The organism is Brevibacterium sp. S111 (assembly GCF_004745075.1).
GTDB lineage: Bacteria > Actinomycetota > Actinomycetes > Actinomycetales > Brevibacteriaceae > Brevibacterium.
Genome location: NZ_RHFH01000022.1, coordinates 19125 through 38737 on the forward strand (window position 1 = coordinate 19125; position 19613 = coordinate 38737).

A 19613-nucleotide genomic window follows, 5' to 3' on the forward strand; every position below is an offset into this window, starting at 1 on the left:
GGTGAATGCGGCGATCCCCTCCGCCGTTCGAAAAGGATCGGCGGAGGGGACCGGACGCACGCGGATCAGAAGCGCTGCGAAGCGATCTGCGCGCCTTCGGTCAGGGACTGCAGCTTCGCAACCGCGATCTCCGGGTGGATGCGTCCACCGAGACCGCAGTCGGTCGAGGCCACGACGTTCTCCGGCCCGACGAGCTTGGCGAAGCGGCCGATGCGCTCGGCGACGAGCTCGGGGTGCTCGACGACGTTCGTCGCATGGGAGACGATGCCGGGGATGATGTACTTGCCCTCGGGCAGCTTCGTCTCCTCCCAGATCTTCCACTCGTGCTCGTGGCGGACGTTGGCCGCCTCGAAGGTGATGCCGGCGGCGTTGATCGACAGCACCTGATCGACGATCTCGGCGAACGGCAGGTCCGTGACATGCGGTCCGTGCCAGGAGCCCCAGCAGGTGTGGATGCGGACCTGGGCCGGATCGATGCCGCGCAGGGCGTGGTTGAGGGCGTCGATGCGGACCTGGATGAACGCCCGGTAGTCGTGGAAGGACGGTTCGGGGTTGATCTGGTCGAAGTTCTCCGCCAGTGAGGGGTCGTCGATCTGGACGGTCAGGCCCGCCTCGGTGATGGCGAGGTACTCCTCGCGCAGAACATCGGCCCAGGCCCAGATGAATTCCTCATCGGTCTTGTAGTACTCGTTGGCCACGCGTGAGGCCGAGCCGGGGGAGAGCGCGTTGATGTAGCCGTCGCGCTCGTCGTAGCCTACGGCGGCGAGGCCGGCCTTGAGATTCGCGATGTCCTGAGCGACGGCCTTCTGGCCGATGTAGCTGATGGGTCCCGTCGCCTTGGGGAACTGCGGCTGTGCTCCGGTGTCGGTGCCGGCGTTGGCGTCCGCGTAGACGTTCGGGAAGAGGTTGCGATCGCGCCGATCGGAGAAGCTCGTGAGCACGATGTTGCCGGGAGTCGAACGGTTGGCCGGCTCTTCGAAGATGTTGCGGTCGTGGAGTTCGAGTCCGCCGGTGCGGGCGAAGGAATAGTGCCACCAGGCGCCGTAGTCGAGGTCGGAGGCCATTGCGTGACCGTATTCGCCGTCATTGGGCAGGGTGATGCCCAGATCCTTCTGGCGCTTGACGAGATCAACGACGCTGGCGGCGAGGAGTTCGTCGAACTCCTGGGCCTCGGTGTCGGAGACCGTCTCGCCGCCGAGGCGGGCTGCGGTCTGAGCGTGCTTGACCTTGTTGGCCTCGATGAGCTCAGGGGTGCGGGGTAAGGATCCGGCGTGCGAAGTGCGGATCGTGGCCATGGGTGACTCTCCTCAGGTTGTGCGGTGGCATATCAGCCGTATCGTTCCGTTTCAGACAATCACATCAGTGGTGACGCATGCATGGGCGCCGTCATGTTGGGTCACGTGCCGGTCGCCGCCACTTCCATCTTGGTACGGTCGAATAGCAAAGACTGATGGTCCTCCACGTTTGGAATCGGTGAGAAAGGGCAGCCGAGCAGAAGGAGAGGGGCGCTGTGGTCGGCTACATCCTCGGCGGCGAGGTCCTGTTCTGGGTCCTGCTGCTCGCCGGAGTCTCGTCACGGTACCTGCTCGGCTGGAGGGTGACCTCGGCCGGGCTGCTCCTCGCCACGCCTGTCGTCGACCTCGCGATCATCGCGCTGACCTATGTCGATCTGGCCGGCGGTGCACGCTCGGACTTCAGTCATGGACTGGCTGCGTTCTACGTCGGGTTCTCGATCGTCTTCGGCCCCGAGATCATCGCTCGCTTCGACAGGCGGTTCGCACGCAGGCACACAGGTCTGTCCGAGGAGCAGCTGCCTCCAGTGCCGATACGCACGGATCTGGCCTATCTGTGTCGCTGTCTCATCGCGTCGGGCATCACTGTGGTCCTCTTGGCGATCGGCATAGCCCTCGCCGGTTGGGCCGACTCCTTCTGGCTGATCTACTGGATCGTCGTGGCCGTTTCGACTGCAGTGATGTGGGCGCTCGTCGGCCCGATCCGCAAGCGCTGGGGTCGAGGTCGGAAGCAGGACTCGCCTGATCACCCGACACAGGACTCACCTGATCGTCCGACCCCGAGAGAGGAATAGCGTCACCGGCCGTTTACGAGCCGACGGCCTCGTCGGATCACGAGCATCCGCGACGGAGCGCAGGCTCGTGCCACGGTCCCTGGCGCCCGCCGACCTCGCGCCACCCGCGCCCGCCAAACGCCGAGAGGACCACTTCGCTTCGAGCGGACCAGTTGCAACTGGCACTCTCGAAGCGAAGTGGTCCTCTCGGTGAGCGACCGGGCCGTGGTGGCCCGACTCTGTGAATTAAACGGCGCTTGTCGCGACTACACGGCGCTTCTCAGACCGCGGTCTCGGTCACTGCGGCGACGCTTCCGCCGAAGCGATTGCGCAGAGTGTCTTCGTACACGCGACCGAGCTCGTCGAGGCCGATCGAGAAGTGGTCGACGATGTCGAGGCTCGGCTCCGGGTCGCCGGCATCGGTCATGCCGATGCGCACGAACGGGAACCGGCGGGCGGTGCACATGTCCTTGAACCGGACCTCCTCCGAGCGCGGGACGGCGACGATCGCACGTGCCGAGGACTCGGAGAACAGTGCGGTGAACACGTCGACGCCGTCACGTTCGCAGACTTCGTCGAGCCAGATCCGGGCACCCGTGCCGCAGCGCAGGCTGGACTCGACGAGCGCCTGCGACAGGCCACCCTGCGACAGATCGTGCGCGGCATCGATCATGCCGTCGCGCGAGCAGTTGATGAGGATCTCGCTGAGCTCCTTCTCCGCCTCCGGCTTGTACTGCGGAGGGACTCCGCCGAGGTGGCCGGCCGTGACGTCGGCCCACGCCGATCCGTCGAGCTCATCCTCGGTGGTGCCGAGCAGGTAGATGGTCTGGCCCGGTTCCTTCCACCCGCTGGGGGTGGCGCGGGTGACGTCGTCGAAGACGCCGAGCACACCGACGACCGGGGTCGGGTGGATGGCCACACCGCCGGTCTGGTTGTAGAGGGAGACATTTCCTCCGGTGACGGGGATGCTCATGTCCTGGCAGGCATCGGCCAGTGCCTCGACGGACTGCGCGAACTGCCACATGATCTCCGGGTCCTCCGGGGATCCGAAATTCAGGCAGTCGGTGACCGCACGGGGGATGGCACCGGAAGTCGAGACGTTGCGGTAGGCCTCGGCCAGGGCCAGCTGGGCACCGCGCGCCGGGTCGAGGAAGCTGTAGCGACCGTTGGCGTCGGTGGCGATGGCCACACCGAGTCCGGTCTCCTCATCGACGCGGACGACACCGGCATCATCCGGGTAGGCCAGCGCAGTATTGCCCTGGACGTACTTGTCGTACTGCGATGTGATCCATGACTTCGAAGCGAGGTTCGGCGAACCCGCGAGCTCGAGCACGGTCGAGCGCAGCTCCTCGTCGGTCTCCGGCTTCTTCAGCCCGGCGTTGTCGACGGTGTTCGCAGCCACCTCGGCGGTCCATGACGGCTGAGTGAACGGACGGTTGTAGACGGGGCCGTCGTGGGCGACCGAGCGCGGAGGCACATCGACGATGACGTCGCCGTGCCATTCGATGACGAGACGGTCGGAGGCGGTGACCTCGCCGAGCACGGAGGTCTCGACCTCCCACTTGCCGACGATGGCGAGGAACTCCTCGAGGCGGTCGGGACGGACGACGGCCATCATCCGCTCCTGCGACTCCGACATGAGGATCTCCTCAGGTGTGAGGGTCTCATCGCGCAGCAGCACATCGTCGAGCGCGATGTGCATTCCGCCGTCACCGTTGGACGCCAGCTCCGAGGTGGCGCAGGAGATGCCGGCAGCGCCGAGGTCCTGAATGCCTTCGACGACGCCGGCGCGGAAGAGTTCGAGGCAGCATTCGATGAGCACCTTCTCCGCGAAGGGGTCACCGACCTGCACGGCCGGGCGCTTCGAGGGCTTCGTGTCGTCGAAGGACTCCGAAGCGAGGATCGAGGCACCGCCGATGCCGTCGCCACCGGTGCGCGCACCGAAGAGCACGACCTTGTTGCCGAGTCCCGACGCATTGGCCAGGCGGATGTCCTCATGCCGCATGACACCCACGGCCAGAGCGTTGACCAACGGGTTCGCCTGGTAGACGGAGTCGAAGACGGTTTCTCCGCCGATGTTCGGCAGCCCGAGGGAGTTGCCGTAGTTGCTGATGCCGGCGACCACACCGTGGACGACGCGGGCGGTGTCGGGGTGATCGATGGCACCGAAGCGCAGCTGATCCATCACGGCGACCGGGCGGGCACCCATGGAGATGATGTCGCGGACGATGCCGCCGACACCTGTGGCCGCGCCCTGGTGGGGCTCGACATAGCTGGGGTGGTTGTGGGATTCGACCTTGAAGGTCACGGCCCAGCCGTCGCCGATGTCGACGACCCCGGCGTTCTCGCCGATGCCCACGAGCAGGTGCTTCTTCATGTCCTCGGTGACCTTGTCACCGAACTTCGACAAGTGGACCTTCGAGGACTTGTACGAGCAGTGCTCGGACCACATCACCGAGTACATGGCCAGCTCCGCCGAGGTGGGGCGACGTCCGAGGATCGTCTTGATCTGCTCGTATTCGTCGGCCGTGAGACCGAGATCGGCGAAAGGCTGTTCGACGTCGGGATTCGCCGCAGCGAACTCGACCGTCTCCTTGACCTTCTTCGAAGCATTCTGCGGGGAATCGACCTGCGTGGAATCCGCAGAGCTGAGGTTTGACGTCATGTCCTCTTCGGGGCCCTTTCATACGACACGGCACTCACGGCCAATCTTAGCCGTGTCCCGACCAGGGCCGTGAAGCGAGTCCACGTTGGGTCGCCTCGGCGAGGTCGCAGTGATGACTCCGGCGGCCCGCCGCGGCGACGCGGAGGGGATCGTTCCGGTGATCCCACCTCGGCGAGGACGGTGGCCTGCGCCGCCTTAGAATGGGAGTCATGGCAACTCCCAAGATCGTCCTGTTCTATGTCTTCACTCCGCTGGCCGACCCCGAAGCGGTCAAGCTGTGGCAGCATACCCTTGCCGAGAGTCTCGGCCTCAAGGGGCGGGTGATCGTGTCGAAGGACGGCATCAACGCCACCATCGGCGGGGACATCTTCGACGTCAAGCAGTACGTGCGGGCGACGAAGTCCTATGCCCCGTTCAAGAAGGCCGACATCAAGTGGTCCAACGGTGAGGGCGATGACTTCCCGCGTCTGAGTGTGAAGGTGCGTTCGGAGCTCGTCACCTTCGGCACCGCTGACGAAATCACTGTCACCGAGAATGGTGTCCGAGGCGGCGGGCAGCATCTCAAACCCGGTGCCCTGCACAAGCTGCTCGACGAACGCGGCGACGATGTTATCTTCTTCGACGGCCGCAATGCGATGGAAGCGCAGATCGGGAAGTTCCGCGACGCCGTCGTCCCCGACACGGACGCCACCCGCGACTTCATCGCGGAGATCGAGTCCGGCAAGTACGACGATCTCAAGGACAAACCGGTCGTCACCTACTGCACCGGCGGAATCCGCTGCGAAGTCCTGTCGGTGCTGATGAAGAACCGCGGTTTCGAAGAGGTCTACCAGCTCGACGGCGGCATCGTCCGCTACGGCGAGACCTTCGGCAGCTCCGGTTACTGGGACGGTTCGCTCTACGTCTTCGACAAGCGCATGCACGTCGAGTTCGGTGACAATGTCGAATCGATCGGGCACTGCGTGAACTGCGAAGCGAACACTCCGGTGTTCGTCAACTGTGCGAACCTCGAGTGCCGCAAGCAGTATCTGCGGTGCGAGGAATGCACGGACAAGGGACTGCAGCCCTACTGCACCGAGTGCGCGGACGCAGGAGTCGGCGCGGACGCGGTTGCCGGCTGAGGTGGGCGGTGCCCGGAACCGACCTCAGACTCTGTCAGCGCTCGCCCTCGGCAGAGGCTTCATCCCGATGGCGACGTCGATCCCGACGACGGCTTCGCAACCGTTGATCGCCGAACCACAAGTGATGGGGTGATGAGGTTCTCCCGGCGGGGGGCCTCTGGGTCGGCGAGGATGTCGAAGACCGCTTGGGCCGACAGCCGCCCGATCAGCTGGTTCTGCGGATCGACAGAGGTCAGGGAGATCCGTTCGAGGCCGGACAGAGAGATGTTGTCGAAGCCGACGATCGCGAGCTGATCGGGTACGCGCACTCCTGCCTCGTCGGCGGCGGCCAGGACTCCGATGGCGGAGATGTCGTTGACCGAGACGATGGCGGTCGGCGGCGTGCTCGATCGCAGAAGCTGCTGAGCGGCCGTATACCCGTCGTGCTCAGAGAACCCGGCCGACTGGACTCTCGGCACCAAGCCGCGGGAGCGCATGGCTTCGATGTAGGCGGTCTTCCTCGATTTCGCGACCGCGCTGCCCTGCCCGCCGGTGAAGGCGATCTGTGCATGGCCGAGCCCCTGGAGGTGATCGAGCACCAGAGCGATTCCGCTGACGTCGTCCATGCGCACCGAGGAATAGCCGGAGTCCGGACTCGGAGCAGCACTGGCGTAGACGGTGGGGATGCCCGAGGACAGTGCTTCGTGCTCGATGACCGTTCCGACGACGATCAGCGCCTTCGGCCGCAGGTCCTGCAGCATTGCGATGACCCGGGAGTCGATGCGGCCGTAGGGCTCGGTCGGACTCCGATCGTTCGCGATCGTTGCACTGGTGATCAGGCCGTATTCGCCACGCGCATCGAGTTCGGACCGGACGGCATCGGCGATCTCGGCGAAGATCGGGTTGTGGAGATTGACGACGAGAATGCCGACGAACGGCGATCCGTCTGCGGCGAGTGAGCGGGCCAGGAAGTTCGGCTGATAACCCAGGGATTGAGCCGAGCGCAGAATCAGCTCGCGGCGGCGTTCGCTGACGCGCTGCGGTTCTTTGAAGGCAAGGGAGACCAGCGACTTCGACACCCCGGCAGCCGCAGCAACATCGCGAATCGTCGGCCGCGACCGCGCGGTCCTCGACCCGTCACTGTTGGAATTCGGCATATGCTCATCATCACACATGGGCAGGGGAGTCGAGCGGGGTCGGGTCCGTCCGGGCCGTGGAGCACGAAATCTCAACCTGAGTTTCCAGAGAGTGCTTGACAATGTCGGCGGCGTCACATTAAGTTCGCATTGATCTCATTTTGAACCGGTCCAAATATTTGGACGAAAAACGATGAACTTCAAATTGGACCGGTTCAAAATGAGGCTTGAAGATTGTCGAAAGAGTTTGGAGTACGCAATGACGCGCAGCGAATTGCTGATCGGTGGAACCTGGCGAGCTTCTCGTGAGGGAAGCGGTCAGCTGAAAGACGTGGTGTCGCCGTTCGACGGACGCACCGTCGGACAGGTTTCGATCGCGGGTGCTGCGGACGTCGAAGCCGCCCTCGAATCCGCTTCTCGCGGTGCCGAGGTCTGGCGCAGGACTCCGGCCCACGAACGCAGCGAGATCCTGCTCAAGGCCGCGGCTCTGGCCGACGAGCGCACCGAACAGATCGCCCAGGTGCTCTCGGCCGAGAACGGCAAGACTCTGCGCGAAGCCCGCGCAGAAGCCGGCCGCTCCGGTTCGATCATCCGCCTGGCGGCGTTCGAAGGCACACAGCTGTACGGCCAGACGCTTCCCCTCGACGCAAACCCGGGCACCGGCCTCGACAAGGTCGGCTTCACGCTGCCCCAGCCGGTCGGCGTGGTCGTGGCGATCACTCCCTTCAACTACCCGGCGCTGCTGGTCAACCACAAGATCGCCCCGGCGTTGGCCGCAGGCAACTCGGTGATCCTCAAGCCCGCAAGCACCACTCCGCTGACGGCGCTGGCGCTGGCCGAATGCTTCATCGATGCCGGACTGCCTGAGGGCGTCCTCTCCGTGCTCACCGGATCCGGTGGGGACATCGGCGATCGCCTTGCCGCCGACAAGCGCGTCCGGAAGATCTCGTTCACCGGCTCCACGGGGGTCGGCGAGCACTTGGCCTCCATCGCCAGTGTGAAGAAGCTGTCCCTGGAACTGGGGTCGTCTGCCCCCGTCGTCGTCCTTCCCGACGCCGATATCGAGCTCGCGGCGAGTGCTGTTGCCGCCGGCGGGTACACGAACGCCGGTCAGGTCTGCATCTCGGTGCAGCGAGTCATCGTCCACGAAGACATTCAGGGTGACTTCCTCGATGCGCTGAGCGCCAAGGTCCGGGAACACCGGATCGGCAACCCCGACGATGACGCGACGACGGTCGGAACCCTCATCACCGAGTCCGAGGCCAAACGTGTCGAAGGGGCCATCCGCGAAGCCGTCGGCGCCGGAGCACGCCTCGAACTCGGAGGCGACCGCGACGGCGCGATGCTCGAGCCCGCAATCCTCAGCGGCGTCGATCCCCAAGCCTCGATCGCGCAGGACGAGATCTTCGGCCCCGCAGTGGCCGTCTCCACCGCCCCCGACGTCAAGACCGCCATCGAACTGGCGAACTCGACCGACTACGGACTCGCCGCCGGGATCTTCACGAACAACGTCGACGCAGGCGTCCAGTACATGCGTGAGGTCGATGCAGGAAACATCCACATCAACTGGACTCCGCTGTGGAGGGCCGACCTCATGCCGTACGGGGGTCTCAAGGCAAGCGGAATCGGCAAGGAAGGTCTGCGGGCCGCCGTCGAAGAGATGACCGAGTCGAAGACCGTCGTCATCCACGGCCGCCCCTGGGCCTGACTCTTCGGGACAGAAGATCGCACAGACAGCGTTCGGTGCGGAACACACACCGACACATCAACCTCGGCGCCCATGATCACAGAAGGTCACGGCGCACCCTATCCGTTCGAAGGAGAACCCATGAGTCACGAACCGACCATCCGACTGACGGTGGCCCAGGCCGTCGTCAAGTTCCTCAGCAGCCAGTACTCGGTCCTCGATGACGACCGTCAGCGGTTCATCCCGGCCGCGGCCGGCATCTTCGGCCACGGCAATGTGGCCGGCTTCAGCCAGGCGTTCTCGCAGTACGCCGACGATCTCCCGTTCATCCAGGGCCGCAACGAACAGTCGCTGGCTCACGCGGGAAGTGCTCTGGCCAAGGCCAGCGGCAGGCGGCAGACGCTCGCGGTCACCGCCTCCATCGGTCCCGGAGCGATGAACCTCGTCACCGCGGCCGCACTGGCGACGGTCAACCGCCTTCCGCTGTTCCTGCTGCCCGGCGACACCTACGCGACCAGGCGCCAGGGCCCCGTCCTCCAGGAGCTCGAGAACCCTCAGGACCCGAACCTCACCGTCAATGACGCATTCCGTCCCGTCTCTGCGTTCTTCGACCGGATCACCCGCCCCGAGCAGCTGATCACCGCGCTGCCCAAGGCGTTCCGCGTGCTCGCGAACCCCGCGGAGACCGGAGCCGTCGTGCTCTCCCTGCCCCAGGACATCCAGTCCCACGCCTACGACTTCCCCGTCAGCCTGTTCCGCGAGCGGGATTGGCCGATCCGTCGCACCATTCCGCAGCCCAGCGACATCGAACAGGCGGTCTCCGTCCTCGCCTCGGCGAAGAAGCCCCTGATCATCGCCGGCGGCGGTGTCCACTACTCCGAAGCCCGTGAGGCACTGGCCGCATTCGCCGAGTCCACCGGCATCCCTGTCGCCGAAACCTTCGGCGGCAAGGGCGCAGCACTCACCGACGCCGATTGGGTGCTCGGCGGCATTGGACTCGAGGGCAACCCCGCGACCAACCGCCTCGTCGCCCAGGCCGATGTCATCGTCAGCATCGGCACACGACTGACCGACTTCGCCACCGGATCGCAGACGATGTTCAAGAACCCCGATGTGCGCTTCGTCTCGATCAACATCGCAGAGCTCGACGCGATCAAGCAGGGAGCCGTCGCGGTGCTCTCCGACGCGAAGCTGGGAATCGAAGCCCTGAGCCAGCAGCTCTCCGACTACTCGGTGCCCGGTGACTGGACCGCCGAGGTCGCCTCGCAGAAGGCCGAATGGGCTCCGCAGCGCAGCCAGGCACTCGACCCCGACACCGCCTTCGACAAGCACGCACCGGAGCACGCGGCACTGGGAATCCCGGACACCGACGCGACCGTCACCCAGGGACAGCTCATCGGTCTGCTCCAGGAGCATGCACAGCCGGGCGACACACTCATCGCCGCCGCCGGTGGACCCCCGGGAGACCTGCTCAAGGTATGGGACGCCACCGATGACCGTCGCTGCCACCTCGAGTTCGGCTTCTCCTGCATGGGCTACGAGATCCCCGCCGGCATCGGAGTCCGGCTCGCGGACCCCGAGAGCACCGGCCGCGTCTCGGTCTTCATCGGCGACGGGACCTTCCTCATGAACCCGACCGAGATCCTCACCGCAGCGCAGGAGCACCTCGACATCACCTACGTGATCTCGGAGAACCACGGCTTCCAGGTCATCCGCCGCCTGCAGATGATGAAGTACGGAGAGCAGTTCGGCAACGACTTCCGCTACCGCGACGAAGAGGACACCGCCCGGCTCTCGGGCGACTACCTCCACGTCGACCTCGGCGAGATCGCCTCGGGCCTCGGCGCCAAGACCATCCGCGCCACGAGCGTCGACGAGATCCGGGCAGCGCTCAACGACACCCGCGACGTCCACGGACCCGTGGCCATCGTGGTGCCGACCATCCCGCTGGTCGACCTGCCCGGGTCCGGAGTCTTCTGGGATGTCGCACCCGCCGAGGTCGCCGAACAGGAATGGGTCTCCGGCCTGCGCGCCGATTACGAAAAGGGTCTGGAGGACCAGAAATGGCACGTGTGAACACATCGCCGACCCCGCTGGACAAGGGCGCGCTGGCCAGACGGATCCGTGCGGGCGAGACAACCATCGGCAGTTTCGCCGGTCTCGGCTCCACCATGGCCATCGAGGTCCTGGCCGCCGCCGGACTCGACTGGATCCTCGTCGACCTCGAACACGGCGGCGGAGACGAAGCATCGATCGGTGATGCGGCAGCGGCCGCCGGCGGATACGGGGCAGCCACCCTGGTGCGGGTGGAGATCCCGGACCGGATCAGGATCGGACGTGCCCTCGACGCCGGTGCCGCCGGAGTGATGCTCCCGCGAGTGAGCTCCGCCGCCGAGGTGGCCGAGATCATTCCGCACCTGCACTACCCACCGCTCGGAGACAGGGGAGTGGCCACCTACAACCGCTCCCTCCGCTGGGGAATGGACAAAGCGGGGCTGGAGACGAGCAACGACGAGGTGCTGACGATCGTTCAGATCGAGACAGCAGGCGCCCTCGCCGAGGTGGACGACATCGCCGCACTCGACGCCGTCGACGTCCTGTTCGTCGGGCCCCTGGATCTGTCGTATGCGCTCGGTGTGCCGCTCGACTTCAATGCGCCGGTCTTCCGCGACGCCCTCGACACGGTCGTCGCAGCTGCACGCAGACACGGAAAGTCGGCCGGAATCCTCAGTGCCGACTCAGCGGTGGCCACAACCCGAGCCGAACAGGGCTTCACCTTCCTGCCGGTCGGTTCGGATTCGACACTGTTGGCTGACACCGCTGCCGCGGTCGTGTCCACCCTGCGCGACTGACGCCGCAGAACATCGGGGCCAACCGCCCCACCATTGACTACTCAAGGAGCACCATGAGCAACAACCCCACGACCATCGGAGTCGGACTCATCAGCGTCGGCTGGATGGGGCAGCTCCACAGCCGCGCCTACTCCAACGTTCCCGTCGTCTACCCCGAGCTCGGCATCAGAACACGCCTGGTCATCGCCGCCGACACCAATGACGAGCGCGCTCAGTTCGCCCAGGACGTGCTGGGCTACGAGAATTCGACCAGCGACTACAACGACGTTCTCAACCACCCGGACGTCGACGTCGTCTCCGTCTGCGCACCGAACTTCCTCCACGAGGAGATCGGCACCGCCGTCGCCAAGGCCGGCAAATCACTGTGGATCGAGAAACCCGTCGGCCGTTCCGACGAAGAGACGGAATCCGTGGTCAACGCGGCCGATGCCGCGGAAGTCGTCACCGCTGTCGGCTTCAACTACCGCAACGCCCCGGCCATCGAATACGCGAGGAAGATCATCGCCGAAGGCAAGCTCGGACGCATCACGAACGTGCGGGGCGCATTCTTCGCCGACTACTCGGCCGAGCCGAACGGCGCTCTGTCCTGGCGCTTCATCCGCGGACTCGCCGGTTCCGGTGTCCTCGGAGACCTGCTCGGACACCTGACCGACCTCGCCCACTACGTCGTCGGACCGATCGACAAGGTCACCGGCGTGGCCAACACCGCCTACACCGAGCGCCCCAAGCAGCAGATGGGCAGCGGCACCCACTTCGACGTCGTCGAGGGCGGAGAGATGGCACCCGTCGAGAACGAAGACTACGCCGGACTGCTCGTCCACTTCGGCCCCGACGCTCAAGGAGCCGGCGCCGTCGGTTCGCTCGAAGCCTCACGAGTGTGCGTCGGGCCGCGCGCGGAGTACTCGCTCGAGGTCTACGGAACCGAGGGCTCACTGCGGTGGAACTTCGAACGGATGAACGAACTCGAACTGGCACTCGGACACAAGGGTCCTCATGTCGGGTTCACCCGTGTGATGGCCGGTCCGGACTTCGGCGACTTCTCGAAGTTCCAGCCGGGCGCCGGCACCTCGATGGGCTACGACGACCTCAAGGTCATCGAAGCGAAGAAGTTCCTGCTCGCCCATGTCGGCGAGGAATCCACCCACGCCGACGTCCATGACGCCCTCGCCGCCAACCGCGTCGTCTACGCGGGTGAGCGCGCGATCGCCACCGAGTCCTGGCAGACCGTCGAACAGGTCGAGGGCACCTCGGCATCGACACGGACCACGGACGACTCGAACAGGAAAGAGACTGTCGATGCCTGAGAAGACCACCGTCATCGGACTCGGACCGGTACCGAAGGACCTCGTCGAAGCAGAACTCGGACTCGGGGTCGACTTCGTCGAGAGCCCCGGAGCTGAGGACTACGCGAAGGCCGAGGGCGCAATCGTGCGCGCTGCCGTCAAGGTCGGCCCCGCAGAACTCGATTCGATGCCCAACCTCAAGGTCATCGCCCGCACCGGCGTCGGCGTCGACGACGTCGATGTCGACGCCGCCACCGAACGTGGAATCCCCGTGGCGATCACCCCCGGTGTCAACTCGACTGCGGTGGCCGAGGGCGCGTTCGCTCACATGCTTCAGCTCGTGAAGTCACTGGCACCGCTGACGGAGATCGTTCGCTCCGGGGGATGGACGGAACGCACCAGTGTCCCGGTCGGCGATCTCGACGGAGCGAGTCTGGGCATCATCGGATTCGGCAACATCGGTCGGCGGGTGAAGGCGATCGCCGAGGCCTTCGGCATGAGCGTCCTCGCCTACGACCCCGTCGCCGAGGTGCCCGAAGCCAATAGGGTCGACACCGTCGACGAGATCCTGCGCGCATCGGACATCGTCACTCTGCACGTGCCGCTCCTCGAGAGCACCCACCACATGATCAACGCCCGCACAATCGATCTGATGAAGGACGGAGCGATCCTCATCAACACCAGCCGCGGAGGACTCGTCGACGAGGACGCCGCTCTGTCGGGACTCGAGTCCGGCAAACTCGGGGGCGTCGGACTCGACTCGTTCGAATCCGAGCCGCCTCGGCCGCACCCCCTGTACCAGCACCCCCGCACAGTGCTGACTCCTCATGTGATGGGGCTCAGCGCAAAAGCCAGCCATGCCACCTTCGTCGCCGCCGCCCGTGCCGTGGACGCAGTCCTCAAAGGCGGGCGCCCGGGCGCAGCGGTCAACGAAGTGGATTCGCCGGCTGCACCTGCAGCCGCAAGCAAAGGAGACCCAAGGTGAGCAACGTCAAAATCGCCGCGGCCCCCATCTCCTGGGGAGTCTGCGAAGTCCCTGACTGGGGATACCAGCTGAGCCCTGAACGGGTCCTCACCGAAATGCAGGAACTCGGCTTCGACGCTACGGAATTCGGCCCCGAGGGGTTCCTTCCCGACGACGCCGCAGGCAGGGCCGAAACCCTGAAGAAGCACTCGATGCAGGCCGTCGGAGGGTTCTACCCGGCCATCATCCACGACCCCGACCATGATCCGCTGCCCGGGATCGAGCGCGAACTGGAAGCCTACACCGCAGCCGGTGCGGACACCCTCGTCCTGGCAGCAGCGACGGGCGTCGACGGCTACGATGCCAAGCGCCCTGAACTCGATGAGGCCGGATGGAAGACCGTCTACCGCAACATCGACCGCATCCTCGAAGCCGCAAAAGCCCAGGGAGTCACCGTCAGCCTGCATTCGCATGTGGGAACCATGGTCGAAACCCAGGACGACGTCGACCACATTCTCAACGGCACCGACGTCGACTTCTGCTTCGACACCGGACACATGTTCATCGGCGGAGTGGACCCGGTCGAATTCGTGCAGAAGCACACGGGACGCATCTCCCACGCACACCTCAAGGATGTCGCGCTCGACCGTGCACGCAGTGTCCAGGCCGGCGAACAAACCTACTACGATGCCGTCGTCGACGGAATGTACCAGCCGCTCGGCCAGGGAGACATCGACATCGACTCGATCGTCGGCACTCTCATCCGCGCCGGATTCGACGGCTGGTTCACCCTCGAACAGGACACCGTCGTCGCCGACGAACCGGCGCCCGGCTCCGGACCGATCGACCAGGCTCGCGCCAGCCTCAGCTATCTCAAGCAGATCATCGAGGAGAACCGATGAGCACACGGATCGGCGTCGTCGGCCTCGGCCGGATCGGACGGATGCACGCTCGCAACATCGCGCAGGAAGACGGGGTCGACGAGCTCGTGCTCATCGGCCGCACCGCAGGCAAGCTCGAAGACGCCAAAGCGCAGCTGCAGTCGGAGCTGGCCCCGGACGCGGGGCCGGACCTTCGAGGTGCTCACGCCCCCGCAGGTCCCGTCAACCGCCCGGTCATCAGCACAGTGCTGCTCACCGAGGACTGGACCGACGGACTCGACGGTGTCATCATCGCCAGTTCGACGCACACCCACCCCGATCTCGCTCGGACAGCACTGACCGCTGGGGTCCCGGTTCTCGTCGAGAAGCCGATCGGACTCAAGCTCGAAGAGACCGCGGCCCTGTCCGCGGAGTTCGAAGCGCTCGACGTGCCCATCATGGTCGCCTACCACCGCAGGTACGACGAAGGGTTCCAGACCCTCAGAGAACGGATCCACAGCGGTGAGATGGGAACCATCCGAGTCATCCACTCGGCCGGACATGATCACTTCCATGTCGATCCGGAATTCATCCCCACCTCGGGAGGGGTGTGGCGCGACCTGCTCATCCACGAGTTCGACACGATCCCCTGGCTCATGGGTGAGGCACCCGTATCGATCTTCGCCTCGGGCGGGGTGCTCGACGAGCAGGCCTATGCGGACAGCGGCGACCTGGATACGGCCACAGCCGTGATCACCTTCGAATCGGGAGTGCAGGCGCTCATCAGCGGTGCCCGCAACATCGCCTCCGGCCAGGACGTCAACACCGTCGTCTACGGCAGCGATGCGGCGTTCGCAGCCGGCATCGACTCACACTCGCCGGTCACCTCGACCGAACCGGGAGTCGCCCCACCGGAGTCGACCTACGCCGACTTCATCGAACGGTTCGAACCGGCCTTCAGACGCGAAGTCCGACATTTCCTGGCCGTCATCAACGGCGATGCCACCTCGCTGACCCTGCCGTCCGACGGCATCGTCGCAGCGAAATTGGCGTTGGCAGCCGAGGAATCGGTGCGGCGCGGCCGACCCGTCCGATTGGACGAAATCACCGCGTGAGCGCTCAAGCCGCGACACCGCACAAACCCACATTGACTCAACGCGAATTTCGAACGAGGAGAGAAGTTCAATGACGAATGAACAACTGCGCATCGGTCTCATCGGGACCGGCCGCATCGGCAAAGTCCATGCCGTCAACATCGCGGCACTTCCCGAAACCACCCTGACCTGGGTGATCGACCCCTATGTCGCCGGAGCCGAAGCGATCGCTGAGGAAAACGGCGCCCGCGCAACAGGCGACCCCGACGAAGCCTTCGCTTCGGGTGAGCTCGATGCAGTGGTCATCGCCTCACCGACGTCGACCCACGCCGATCTCATCAAGAAGGCCATCGAAGCCGGAATCCCGGTGCTCTGCGAGAAGCCGATCGACCTCGACATCGCCCGCGTCGACGAACTGGCGCCACTGGTCGAGAATTCCGGCGTTCCCTTCGCCGTCGGTTTCAACCGCCGATTCGACCGTGACTTCTCACTCGCTCGAGAACGCCTCATCGCCGGTGAGGTCGGAGACCTCGAGCAGCTGTCGATCATCAGCCGCGACCCCGCCCCACCAAGCGTCGAGAACCTCCGGACGACCGGCGGCATGTTCCGAGACCAGACGATTCACGACTTCGATATGGCACGCTATTTCGCCCCTGACATCGTCGAGGTCTTCGCGACCGGCTCACAGCTGTTCGACGACGGAGCCAAGGAGACTTCCGACTTCGACACCGCGATGGTGACGATGAGGACCTCGACCGGGGTCCAGATCTCCATCACGAACTCACGGCACAGCGCGATCGGCTACGACCAGAGGATCGAGATCTTCGGCGGCCAGGGCATGCTCGAAGTCGGGAACGCGGGGACGAGTCTGGTCAGCTACTCGAACGCGACTGCGGTGAAGACCACCTCGCCCTATCAGCACTTCTTCCTCGAGCGATACTCCGACGCCTACGTCGAAGAGCTGCGCGAATTCTGTCAGCTCGTCCGCGGAGAGGAGTCACGCTGCTCGTCCTTCGCTGATGGCCGAGCAGCGCTGATCCTGGCCAATGCGGCCCAGACATCCGCGGCAGAAGGACGGGTCGTCCAGGTCGATCTGACCGCCTGACCCTGAACCCAACCCAATGCGGCAACGCATATCAGAGTGCAACGATGCATATTTGTTAGGAGACCATCGTGGTTGCCAATTCAACAGAGTCACCAATCGTCAAAGACTCAGCACTGCCGGTGATGCCCAAGACCGGAGCCCATCGCAAACGGATAGGACTCATCTCTATCGTTGCCTGCTTCGGAGGGCTCCTGTTCGGCTATGACACCGGTGTCATCAACGGGGCGCTGCGCCCCATGTCCGAAGAACTCGGACTGACTGCAGTCAGCGAAGGTGTCGTGACGAGTTCGCTCGTCTTCGCTGCCGCTGTCGGCGCCGTTTCCTGCGGCAAGATCTGCGACATGGTCGGACGACGTCGAACGATCATAGTCCTGGCGATGTTGTTCTTCCTCGGCACGCTGGTTGCCGTCTTCGCCCCTAACGTGTCTGTGCTGGTCATCGGTCGGATCATGCTCGGCCTGGCCGTCGGCGGTGCCTCCATCGTCGTCCCGGTGTACCTGTCCGAACTCGCTCCACACGAAATCCGCGGATCCATCAGCGGACGAAACGAAGTCGCGATCGTCAGCGGACAGCTTGCCGCCTTCGTCGTCAATGCCATCATCGGCAACGTCTGGGGACATATCGACGGGATCTGGCGGGTCATGTTCGCCATCTGCGCAATACCCGCGGTCTGCCTGTTCATCGGCATGCTCCGGATGCCCGAATCGCCGAGGTGGCTGGTCGAACACAACCGCCACGACGAGGCTCTCGCTGTCCTGATGACGGTGCGCACCGAAGAGAGGGCACGTGCGGAGCTGGGATCCGTCGAAGAGGTGGCGGAAGCCTCAACCGGAGATCGTCGAGTCGGCTACCGGAAGTTCGTGTTCAACAAATGGCTGATCCGGATCGTGCTTGTCGGCATGGGCGTGGCGGTCTGCCAGCAGCTCACCGGAATCAACTCGATCATGTACTACGGGCAGATCGTCCTCATCCAGTCAGGGTTCGCCGCCAACGCCGCACTCATCGCGAACATCGCTCCCGGTGTCGTCGCTGTGTTGGGCGGACTCTTCGCCCTCTACATGATGGACCGTGTCGACCGACGCACGACCTTCATCACCGGTCTGTCCCTGACGACGACCTTCCACCTGCTCATCGGTCTGTGCTCCAAGTTCATGTCCGAGGACAACCCGCTGCGCGCATGGGTGATCCTCGCCCTCATCGTCGGATTCGTCGCCTCGATGCAGTCCTTCCTCAATGTCGCTGTGTGGGTCTGGCTGGCGGAGGTGTTCCCGCTGCCGATGCGCGGTGTGGGCATCGGAATCTCGCAGCTGTTCGGTTGGGGCATGAATGGTGCCATCGCTCTCGTGTTCCCATCGCTGGTGGCAGGGATCGGGATCTCCGGTGTCTTCTTCCTCTTCGCCGCAGTCGGAGTACTCGCCTTGATCTTCATTGCGACTCAGGTTCCCGAGACGCGGGGAATATCGTTGGAGAAGATGGAAGAGGGCATCGAATCGGGCCTGGCATACCGCTTCGGGGCATGGAAGAAGCTGCGTGACGAATGATGATCGAACCGGAACTGATAGCCACCTGCTGGACCAGCGCCGGCGACGCGGCTCCGATGCGCAGCAGCGAGCGGAGCCCGCTGGATCCGATCGAGCGGGTTCGTCAGATCGCCGCGACCGGCTGGATGGGGCTCGGCTTCGTCCTCGATGACCTGCGAGCCATCCGGGACACCATCGGCTACGACACTCTTGCCGACGAGATCACCGGATCCGGCCTGCAGCACGTCGAAGTCGAACTGTGCTCAGGATGGTGGAAGCACCCGAGCGAAGGTTGGCGCGGACACTGGGAAGAACTGCTCGAAGCCGCGCAGGCTCTCGACGCCGCCTTCATCAAGATCGGCACCGACAGCGCCCCCGCTCTCAAAGACGTCCGTCCTCTCGTCGCCCCTCTCAGGGACCTGGCAGAGGAAGCCGCCTCGTACGGGACCAAGGTCGCCCTCGAGCCTCTTCCCTTCGGCATGATCGCGTCGATGCCGCAGGGAGCCGAACTCATCTCCCAGGTCGACCACCCGGCGGCCGGTCTGATCGTCGACTACTGGCACGTGTTCCGGGCAGGCACCTCTTTGGACGAGCTGCAGGCCTGCCTGACCACGGACATGGTCTTCGGTGTCGAACTCTGTGATGCCCAGGAAGACGTCGTCGGATCGCTCTTCGAAGACACTCGCGACAATCGTGAGCTCATCGGAGACGGAGTCCAGGACGTCGCCGGCTTCATCCAGGCACTGCGCAGCATCGGATACGAGGGACCGTGGGGAGTGGAGATCCTGTCGGCGGCTCATCGCCGCCGGAGCCTGTCCGAGGCTCTGGACGCGGCACGACTCAGTGCCCTCTCGGCATTCGCATGAACGCGCCCATGCTCGAAGCCCAGCTTCCAGGAGCGCCGCTGTTTCAGGGCTCCTGGAAGGCTGCCTGTTCCCCGGCAGTCCGTGTGGTGGGTGTCACGTGGGGAATGGCGGGTTTGGATTTGCGTGGACGGGTTTGCCTGGTCTAGAGTTATATCTCGTTGCCCCGCCGGAAACACAGTCTGAAAGACAGGGTTTCCACCGGGCCTGACCAGGACAAACACGGTTTGTCACGGTGGTTGGGGATCGGGTGGGTGACGATAAATGAAACTGATGCCCCCAGTGAACACGCCCCTTTTTGTTGGGTTGTGGTGATGGGTGAGTGTTTGTGGTTTGAGAATCCAATAGCGTGTTTGTTTGAACAAGTTGTGATGCCAGAAACATTATTTTTCTGGTGAGACAATCACACGGTCGAACAG

At 64.6% G+C, this 19613-nt stretch carries 15 protein-coding genes; 12 read left to right on the forward strand and 3 right to left on the reverse strand.

Translation table 11 applies throughout. The features are described 5' to 3' along the window. Positions 1 to 65 precede the first annotated feature (65 nt). Positions 66 to 1295, reverse strand: coding sequence for a cobalamin-independent methionine synthase II family protein (locus tag EB836_RS16910; protein ID WP_135542488.1), 1230 nt, complete (start codon positions 1293 to 1295; stop codon positions 66 to 68). A 215-nt stretch (positions 1296 to 1510) separates the two neighbouring features. Here EB836_RS16910 and EB836_RS16915 point away from each other — a divergent pair, with 215 nt between their 5' ends. Then, entirely contained in the window at positions 1511 to 2086 is a 576-nt protein-coding gene (locus tag EB836_RS16915; protein ID WP_135542490.1) for a hypothetical protein, read from the forward strand. Positions 2087 to 2345: 259 nt separating this feature from the next. Here the strand turns inward: EB836_RS16915 and purL are convergent, their stop codons facing one another. After that, a complete protein-coding gene (purL, locus tag EB836_RS16920; RefSeq protein WP_135542491.1) occupies positions 2346 to 4730 on the reverse strand; it encodes a phosphoribosylformylglycinamidine synthase subunit PurL in 2385 nt (794 codons plus the stop codon). A gap of 209 nt (positions 4731 to 4939) precedes the next feature. Between purL and EB836_RS16925 the strand changes: the two genes are divergently transcribed. Further along, complete coding sequence (locus EB836_RS16925; RefSeq protein WP_135542493.1) at positions 4940 to 5851, forward strand: rhodanese-related sulfurtransferase; 912 nt, start codon at positions 4940 to 4942, stop codon at positions 5849 to 5851. 59 nt (positions 5852 to 5910) lie between these two features. On the opposite strand, the gene EB836_RS16930 is transcribed toward EB836_RS16925, so the two are convergent. Next, positions 5911 to 6987: a LacI family DNA-binding transcriptional regulator gene (locus EB836_RS16930; protein WP_167854502.1), complete on the reverse strand. Its 1077-nt coding sequence runs from the start codon at positions 6985 to 6987 to the stop codon at positions 5911 to 5913. A 238-nt stretch (positions 6988 to 7225) separates the two neighbouring features. Here EB836_RS16930 and EB836_RS16935 point away from each other — a divergent pair, with 238 nt between their 5' ends. The 10 genes from EB836_RS16935 (at position 7226) to EB836_RS16980 (ending at position 19197) form a co-directional block, all read left to right on the forward strand. Beyond that, complete coding sequence (locus EB836_RS16935; RefSeq protein ID WP_135542497.1) at positions 7226 to 8674, forward strand: aldehyde dehydrogenase family protein; 1449 nt, start codon at positions 7226 to 7228, stop codon at positions 8672 to 8674. Between the two features lie 120 nt (positions 8675 to 8794). Continuing rightward, on the forward strand, positions 8795 to 10729 hold the full coding sequence (iolD, locus tag EB836_RS16940) for a 3D-(3,5/4)-trihydroxycyclohexane-1,2-dione acylhydrolase (decyclizing) (protein ID WP_135542499.1): 1935 nt from the start codon (positions 8795 to 8797) through the stop codon (positions 10727 to 10729). Then, on the forward strand, positions 10717 to 11505 hold the full coding sequence (locus EB836_RS16945) for an aldolase/citrate lyase family protein (protein ID WP_135542501.1): 789 nt from the start codon (positions 10717 to 10719) through the stop codon (positions 11503 to 11505). The genes iolD and EB836_RS16945 overlap by 13 nt, the downstream gene beginning before the upstream one ends. A 53-nt stretch (positions 11506 to 11558) precedes the next feature. Beyond that, on the forward strand, positions 11559 to 12809 hold the full coding sequence (locus EB836_RS16950) for a Gfo/Idh/MocA family oxidoreductase (RefSeq protein ID WP_135542503.1): 1251 nt from the start codon (positions 11559 to 11561) through the stop codon (positions 12807 to 12809). Beyond that, the gene (locus EB836_RS16955) at positions 12802 to 13773 is read left to right on the forward strand and encodes an NAD(P)-dependent oxidoreductase (protein WP_135542505.1); all 972 of its coding nucleotides are present in this window, start codon (positions 12802 to 12804) and stop codon (positions 13771 to 13773) included. The genes EB836_RS16950 and EB836_RS16955 overlap by 8 nt, the downstream gene beginning before the upstream one ends. Then, positions 13770 to 14654: a sugar phosphate isomerase/epimerase gene (locus tag EB836_RS16960; RefSeq protein ID WP_135542507.1), complete on the forward strand. Its 885-nt coding sequence runs from the start codon at positions 13770 to 13772 to the stop codon at positions 14652 to 14654. Before EB836_RS16955 ends, EB836_RS16960 begins: the two co-directional genes overlap by 4 nt. Continuing rightward, the gene (locus tag EB836_RS16965; RefSeq protein ID WP_135542509.1) at positions 14651 to 15727 is read left to right on the forward strand and encodes a Gfo/Idh/MocA family oxidoreductase; all 1077 of its coding nucleotides are present in this window, start codon (positions 14651 to 14653) and stop codon (positions 15725 to 15727) included. The genes EB836_RS16960 and EB836_RS16965 overlap by 4 nt, the downstream gene beginning before the upstream one ends. A gap of 70 nt (positions 15728 to 15797) precedes the next feature. Then, positions 15798 to 16811 (forward strand): inositol 2-dehydrogenase, encoded by a 1014-nt coding sequence (iolG, locus tag EB836_RS16970; RefSeq protein ID WP_135542511.1) that lies wholly within the window; start codon positions 15798 to 15800, stop codon positions 16809 to 16811. Positions 16812 to 16933: 122 nt separating this feature from the next. Then, a complete protein-coding gene (locus EB836_RS16975; protein WP_135542520.1) occupies positions 16934 to 18352 on the forward strand; it encodes a sugar porter family MFS transporter in 1419 nt (472 codons plus the stop codon). Beyond that, positions 18349 to 19197: a sugar phosphate isomerase/epimerase family protein gene (locus tag EB836_RS16980; RefSeq protein WP_240690120.1), complete on the forward strand. Its 849-nt coding sequence runs from the start codon at positions 18349 to 18351 to the stop codon at positions 19195 to 19197. Before EB836_RS16975 ends, EB836_RS16980 begins: the two co-directional genes overlap by 4 nt. Positions 19198 to 19613: the final 416 nt, after the last annotated feature.

Coding starts and splice junctions, on each gene's coding strand:
- EB836_RS16965 (WP_135542509.1), top strand. CDS start 14,651: ATGAGCACACGGATCGGCGTCGTCGGCCTCGGCCGGATCGGACGGATG.
- EB836_RS16930 (WP_167854502.1), bottom strand. CDS start 6,987: ATGCCGAATTCCAACAGTGACGGGTCGAGGACCGCGCGGTCGCGGCCG.
- EB836_RS16955 (WP_135542505.1), top strand. CDS start 12,802: ATGCCTGAGAAGACCACCGTCATCGGACTCGGACCGGTACCGAAGGAC.
- EB836_RS16945 (WP_135542501.1), top strand. CDS start 10,717: ATGGCACGTGTGAACACATCGCCGACCCCGCTGGACAAGGGCGCGCTG.
- EB836_RS16910 (WP_135542488.1), bottom strand. CDS start 1,295: ATGGCCACGATCCGCACTTCGCACGCCGGATCCTTACCCCGCACCCCT.
- EB836_RS16980 (WP_240690120.1), top strand. CDS start 18,349: ATGATGATCGAACCGGAACTGATAGCCACCTGCTGGACCAGCGCCGGC.
- EB836_RS16925 (WP_135542493.1), top strand. CDS start 4,940: ATGGCAACTCCCAAGATCGTCCTGTTCTATGTCTTCACTCCGCTGGCC.
- EB836_RS16950 (WP_135542503.1), top strand. CDS start 11,559: ATGAGCAACAACCCCACGACCATCGGAGTCGGACTCATCAGCGTCGGC.
- purL (WP_135542491.1), bottom strand. CDS start 4,730: ATGACGTCAAACCTCAGCTCTGCGGATTCCACGCAGGTCGATTCCCCG.
- iolG (WP_135542511.1), top strand. CDS start 15,798: ATGACGAATGAACAACTGCGCATCGGTCTCATCGGGACCGGCCGCATC.
- iolD (WP_135542499.1), top strand. CDS start 8,795: ATGAGTCACGAACCGACCATCCGACTGACGGTGGCCCAGGCCGTCGTC.
- EB836_RS16975 (WP_135542520.1), top strand. CDS start 16,934: ATGCCCAAGACCGGAGCCCATCGCAAACGGATAGGACTCATCTCTATC.
- EB836_RS16935 (WP_135542497.1), top strand. CDS start 7,226: ATGACGCGCAGCGAATTGCTGATCGGTGGAACCTGGCGAGCTTCTCGT.